Consider the following 6,273-nt stretch of genomic DNA (forward strand, 5'->3'; position numbering starts at 1 on the left):
TATGAATTGAAAGGAAGCCATTTTTAGGCTATATTGTACTCACTATTTATAGATTGTAAAATTCTACCCACTACAGTTGACAAAGAGCCTGAACTTTTATCCTTCAAGGATGATTTTAAGAGGCTGTAATATTTTTCCATAGGTTAACTCCATCTAATTTATATAGATAGTAAAAAGGTCTAGCCCACATGAGGAGACTAGACCTTTTTAATTGTATGCCATAATTGATAGCATTTTCAGCTGGAAAAGGAGACAAGTACACTGTCAACTCCAATGCCACAACTGAAACATGATTGCTTTCCTAGTTGAGGTCTAGTTCTTCCGACGTTTGCGTTGAACCATTCCCAGAGTTGCTAGGAAACCAAGTCCAAGAACTGCAGCTCCTGATGCATTTTCAGTACCAGTATTCGGCAAGGACTTAGCAGCTGGGGCTTTAGCGGTAGCTTGAACCTTAGCTGGTGCCTGGTAACTTGGGTTGTAAGCCAAGGATACCCGTTTGGTAGCAGGTTTCTCTTGCTCTTGCGCAACTTGATCCTGTTTAGCTGGCTCTTCTGGCTTCGCTGGCTCTTCTGGCTTCGCTGGCTCTTCCGGTTTTGCTGGTTCTTCTGGCTTCGCTGGTTCTTCCGGTTTCGCTGGCTCTTCTGGCTTCGCTGGCTCTTCCGGTTTTGCTGGGTTAGCAACTTCCTGCCAGTCTGGGATTCCATTGGCATTGCTGTCCAAGACGCTGGATGTTGCCACAATTCGTGAATTTGGATTCACCACAGCGTATTGACTGAGGTCAGCTGTTTTCAAAAATTCAGCAAAGACAGCATCCATGGATGGTCCTTCTTCACGGGCACCACCGAGCATGTCATAGCCATCACCACCTGCTGCAACGAAATCATTGGTTGCAAGGTAGTAGGTTTTTTCCAAATCAAGATCTTGGTAGGTTTGTGTTTCTGGATCCAAGATTTGGATTTTCAGAATCCGTTCAGCTGCTTCAAGGGTTGGGTCAAAGAAAACACGCGCCCCAGAAACATGGAGGAAGAAACCGCTTGGCTCTAATAATGGCAAACCATTCTCATCCAAGACAGGATTGCCATCAGCACCTTTCTGGTGAATAGCAGACAGCGAACGCTTGAACATGTCCTGAATTTGTTGGCCCTTAACGGTAATTTGCGAAATCAAGTTTCCGAATGGTAGCACCGCAATCACATCACCCTTGGTAATGTCCTTGTCTTTAGCGATGGTTTCACGCAGTCCACCCCCATTAGTTACCGCTAGGTGACTTGGGTTTTGGAAACCAGTTTGGCCGTAAGCATAAAGGGCATCTGTGACAATGTTTCCAAGGTTAGTTTCACGAACCCGGACATTTTCCCGATTTCCTTTAAGTTCAACGGTATTATTGGCGCGAACGACTACAGCATTATCGGCGTCATAGGCCTCTTTGATCCGGCTCACCACTGCTGCAATTTCTGGATCTGCTTCAGCGTTTTTCAAATCAGCTGCAGAAATCAAGCTAGTTTGACCAAGCAATTGATCGGACTTCAGAACAATTTTACCAATATTGTTGAGGTAAGAACCAGTTTGGTTATAGGTTACATTGCTACCATAGGTTGCTGTTGCAACGGTATGGGAATGACCATCAATCAAAATGATACGCTTATCTTTCAAACTTTCATTTTTTGAAAGGGCTTCAGCCAAGCTATCACCACGCCATTCCAGTGGTGTTGTTGCATCAACCCCAAGGTGGGCCAAGATTACATAGTTTTTATAAGACTTACCTTCAGCCTTGGCCTTGGCTTCGATCTCTGCGATTACATTTTGAACTTCTGCAATCGGCTCGGTAAAGGTTACACCGACCACATTATTTGGGTGTGTTTTGGTTGCTGTTTCAGGTGTTGTTACCCCGATAACCACAAACTCATCCCCAGCTAGGTCTGGAGTTTTGTCCACAATGGTAGACGCCTTGAAGAGACGTGTTCCGTCGATATAAGTATTGGCAGAAAGGATTGGAAACTCAAGCAGTTGCTCATAGCGACGAAGTTGATCCAAACCAAAGTCAAACTCATGGTTTCCGACTGCAATCGCATCGTAGCCAACCATGTTAAGAATCTTCAAGCGTTCCTCACCCTTGCTAGAGTTGGAAATTGGGAGCCCTTGGAAGGCATCTCCAGCATCAACCACCAAGGTTGGCTGTTGCGCTTTTTCAGCCTTGATAACAGCGGCTGCTTTGGCATCACCGATAACGTTCCGGTCTTCGACAATCCGCCCGTGAACATCATTGGTATGGAGGATCACTAAATCCTGAGCAGCTTGAGCAGGTTCAGCCTCCGCACTGGCAGCACGCGCTGTCACATCATTTGACTCAGCTTGCGCTTCAGTGACTTCCACTGCAGCTTCTACAGGAACCTCCACGACTGGCGGTTGAACAGCCAAACTTGCTGTAGGAGCAGCAGCTGGTTCAGTAGCAGGACTTTCAACCTGACTAACCGCTTCCGCTGGTTGTTCGGCGCTGACTTCGTCAGCAGCAACTCCTGTTGAGAGGAAGAGTGGGGCCAGGAGGCCAGCAGATACAAGTGGCAGCAATGCTTCTTTTTTCATTGATACAATCCTTTCCATTTTCTACCCCTTATTATAGCACAAGAACGAAAAAAAGCCGAACAAAATCAACATAACTTTTCCAAGAAAAGATGAACGTTCTATTTTTATAAATAAAAATAGAAATAAAACTACTTATTCTTCGTCCTACTGATAAAAATGAACAGACCAATCCTTGAGTTCCTCTCCCTCATAGGCCATTTTGGCTGAGAACAGAGGTTTCTGGTCTAAAATCCACTGGAGAAAAAGATGATCCCCCTCCCAACTTGGTTTAGCGAGAACCTGATCATAGGGCACCCAGGCCAAAGTCCCTTCCGGGCTCTCAATTTGCTCACCCGTAAAATCATGAACCCGATAAACATAGGCGTACCAGTCCGTCCCAGGCGTAAAAGCCGGAAAGGTGATCAGACCAACCAGATCCATGGCCTCAACCACATACCCCGTCTCCTCGAAGACCTCACGCTTGGCACACTCCTCCGGACTCTCACCCGCCTCAACCTTGCCACCAACACCAATCCACTTACCCTCATGCACATCATTCGGCTTCTTATTCCGATGCAGAAGTAAAAACTCCTGCCCATTATCCAAATAACAAATCGTTGCCAACTGCTGCTTCATGATTTTCCTCCTAACCAATCAATCGGCTCTGCCAAAAATGCATTCGCTTGGGAAAAAGGCCGACTCCCGAAGAAACCCCGATAGGCTGACAGAGGACTGGGATGGACTGCTTCCAAAATCTGATGTCCCGGCCCAATCAAGGACTTTTTCCTTTGAGCAGACTTGCCCCAGAGTATAAAAACCGCTGCCTCTGTTTTCCGTCCCACAAGCGAAATCACGGCATCTGTTAAGGGTTCCCAGATACGCCCTTGATGGCTGTTAGCCTGGCCAGCTGCGACCGTCAAAACGCTATTTAACAAAAGCACACCAGACCGAGCCCAGTCAGACAAGTCCGTCTCTTGCCGCACCCCCAGATCGGCTTCCAACTCCTTAAAAATATTGCGCAGAGAAGGCGGAGCCTTGATCCCAGTGGGAACCGAAAAGCTCAAGCCATCCGCCTGCCCCTCCCCATGGTAGGGATCCTGACCCAAAATCACCACCCGCGTCTGAGCCAGACTAGTCAGTTCAAAGGCTCGAAAAACAGCCTCCCGTTCTGGGAAAACACGATTATCTACATAAACCTCATCTAGAAAGGCCTGAACCCGGTCAAAATAATCACTCCCCAGTTCCGCCAGCAAAGCGGGATACCAGTCTGTCTGCTTCAATCTATCCATGCTTGTCATTTCGAATCCATCCCATACTTGATAAGGTTAAAATTTGTGGTAAAAACTGAATTAAATAGCGGGTCTTACCACCTTCAAAGACTTGTAAGAAGAGAAAACCGCCCAAAACTGCCAACATCACAAACTGTAGCTCCACCCGATCGCCAGCATAACGCCGGCTGGCCCGCAGCACTCCCCAGGCCAGGGCTAACCAGACCAACTGTTTGACCCAGGCATAGACCTGAAACTCAGGCCGATCATAGGAGATAAAATGCCGGCGGATCCAGGTGAAAAAGGCTTGCTGGCCAATTTCCTCATAAAGGGGTGACACATAAGTCGTTTTTTCCTTGGCCAAATCTTCATAATAGATCCAGTTCATAGTTCCGTTTTTCACAGTCCCTGCCTGTTTGACCTGGGTGTGCTCCAGGAAGGTCCAGGGAGTATAGGCTTGGAGGCGACGAACAATTTCCTTTTTGACATTCTCCTTAGCAAACATGCCATTATTATACTTCTCTCGCTCCTCCGGCTCCAAGTAGGCCAGCAAGCCTTCCTTCATGTCCTCTTGATCCGTCCCGGAATAGGTCAATCCCAGATTGATGAAGAGGAGGGGCGTTTTTGCCAAGCCTTCTCCTTCAATTAATTGCACCTCATCTTGATGCGCAATCATCTGTTGCACCGGAAAGCTCAGCAAGGCAAAACCCAAACCAAAGAAACTAAGGCCCAAAAGACACTTCTTCCACTCTTTGGTAAAAAACAATATTAAAAAGAGGGCTAGAATCGTCACTAAAACGGTCGGTCTGAGGAAATAGGCTAGAGCCGTCAGCAGGCCTAGCTGCAAGGCCAAACGAATAATCAGCGAGGTCGTCTGTCGCGCCTTCAACAGGCCTAAAGCAAAGAAAAATTGCAGGCTAATCAGGGGCAAAGCCAGCATATCTGTATACATGGCCATAAAGAAAGGTGATGCCACCAGCAAGGCTGTATAAAAGAGAAAAACCAAATCTGCCCGCTTGCGTCCCCAAAAGCTCTCGACTCCCTTAAAGAGAATCAAGGCTGTACTATTGGTCGCCAGTAGATTGATTCCCTGTAAGACCCAAAGAGCGTTCATCCCAAAGGCTTTAAAAAACCAGCGCTCATAGAGAAACAAGGGAAGGTTATTGGGGTTGCGCGTGAGGTAACTGGCAATCGAGAGCGGCTTTGAGAGCTCAAAGGCTCCTAAAAAGACAACCGCTGCATCCCGCCGAATCAAGAGCTGGGCTGACAAGAGCAAGAGGATTTGAAAAGCCGTCAAAACCAGAATTACCGCAAGCTTATGCCGGCCTAAAAAATCATAGATCCGCTTCCAAAAAGCCGGTTGCTTATAGATCCAAAAAAACAGACCCAGGGCAGCCGGCATGGTCAGCCACCAGGGCTGGCCCAAATTGACAAAAGCAATGAAGACCCAATGCACCGCCAACACCAGTAAAAAAATCTGCAACAGTCTCGTTAAGACCTGATAAAGTTTGGACACGTCCTTCCGTCCTTTCCACAATAAGAGAGGGGATCAGGGAAGCAGACAGGAAGAGAGCCTTCCCTTTGAACTGCCTCCAATCTTCTCGACAATACACTTCGAGGCCGGGCATGGCCCAGCCTCTTGTCTCATTCAGCCAACTTCGCAGCAATCTCTTCGGCAAATTTTTCGAGATTTTCAATATCTTCGTCTTCGGCGGCCAAATCAACTTTGACACTTTCGGAAATTTTTTCAGCCCCAATTTCGGCAAAAACTTGATCAAAATCATCAACTGCCTTACAGAACTCGTCATAGAAGGTATCGCCAGAGCCGACTACGCCATAGTATTTACCTTCAAGATTTAGCTCTTTAAGATCTTCATAAAAGTCCACAATCTCATCTGGCAACTCACCGTCCCCATAGGTATAGGAAGCCACGATAGCTACATCGGCCTCGAGAAAATCCTCTGCCTCAACCGTTGTACACTCATCAATGTCCACATCCACACCAAGATCTCGTAATTTATCGGCAACAATGTCCGCAATTTCTTCTGTATTCCCTGTCATACTTGCATAGACAATTTTTGCTAATGCCATAAGGTCCTCCTCTGTATACCTAATCAAAATCAGAATACTCAACTTTTTGAAAATGATGCTACTTTCATTTTAAAATGGAATACGCAAACTAGTTTGGATCCACACTAGGCAGCCAGACGCAGGCATAACTCACGTTAGGCCGTGTGGATTCAAAATAGAAAGAGTATGAATATTCCTCGTTCATTTTACATTATATCACAAGTAATCTGAAAGTTTGCATTGCTCCCCGACTTTATCACCTAAAAATAGACAAAGACCAGCTAACCCCTTGTGCCCCAAGGGATTTGGCTAGTCTTTTTTCTTATTTGGGTGTTGTATATGGAGCCTTAGCGTAGTTTTTTAGCTCTTCAAA

At 46.5% G+C, this 6,273-nt stretch carries 5 protein-coding genes; all 5 read right to left on the reverse strand.

Annotated features, from left to right (window positions below; all coding sequences use genetic code 11):
* Nucleotides 1-312: 312 nt before the first annotated feature.
* The 5 genes from nt5e to HZY94_RS00660 all read right to left on the reverse strand — a co-directional run bounded on the left by nt5e (nucleotide 313) and on the right by HZY94_RS00660 (nucleotide 5,921).
* Nucleotides 313-2,583, reverse strand: a complete 2,271-nt coding sequence (gene nt5e, locus HZY94_RS00640; RefSeq protein WP_179924530.1) for a cell surface ecto-5'-nucleotidase Nt5e — start codon at nucleotides 2,581-2,583, stop codon at nucleotides 313-315.
* A 144-nt stretch (nucleotides 2,584-2,727) separates the two neighbouring features.
* Complete coding sequence (locus HZY94_RS00645) at nucleotides 2,728-3,198, reverse strand: NUDIX hydrolase (protein WP_179924532.1); 471 nt, start codon at nucleotides 3,196-3,198, stop codon at nucleotides 2,728-2,730.
* On the reverse strand, nucleotides 3,195-3,842 hold the full coding sequence (locus tag HZY94_RS00650; RefSeq protein ID WP_373683170.1) for a uracil-DNA glycosylase: 648 nt from the start codon (nucleotides 3,840-3,842) through the stop codon (nucleotides 3,195-3,197). The genes HZY94_RS00645 and HZY94_RS00650 overlap by 4 nt, the downstream gene beginning before the upstream one ends.
* Before the next feature lies 1 nt (nucleotide 3,843).
* Nucleotides 3,844-5,346 carry a hypothetical protein gene (locus HZY94_RS00655; RefSeq protein WP_179924535.1) on the reverse strand — a complete coding sequence of 501 codons (1,503 nt, stop codon included), beginning with the start codon at nucleotides 5,344-5,346 and terminating at the stop codon, nucleotides 3,844-3,846.
* A gap of 128 nt (nucleotides 5,347-5,474) precedes the next feature.
* On the reverse strand, nucleotides 5,475-5,921 hold the full coding sequence (locus HZY94_RS00660; RefSeq protein WP_179924536.1) for a flavodoxin: 447 nt from the start codon (nucleotides 5,919-5,921) through the stop codon (nucleotides 5,475-5,477).
* Nucleotides 5,922-6,273 lie beyond the last annotated feature (352 nt).

The organism is Streptococcus danieliae (assembly GCF_013415245.1).
GTDB lineage: Bacteria > Bacillota > Bacilli > Lactobacillales > Streptococcaceae > Streptococcus > Streptococcus danieliae_A.

What these genes read in the sequence shown, in the direction of transcription:
- HZY94_RS00645 (WP_179924532.1), bottom strand. Translation starts at nt 3,198, where the DNA reads ATGAAGCAGCAGTTGGCAACGATTTGTTATTTGGATAATGGGCAGGAG.
- nt5e (WP_179924530.1), bottom strand. Translation starts at nt 2,583, where the DNA reads ATGAAAAAAGAAGCATTGCTGCCACTTGTATCTGCTGGCCTCCTGGCC.
- HZY94_RS00660 (WP_179924536.1), bottom strand. Translation starts at nt 5,921, where the DNA reads ATGGCATTAGCAAAAATTGTCTATGCAAGTATGACAGGGAATACAGAA.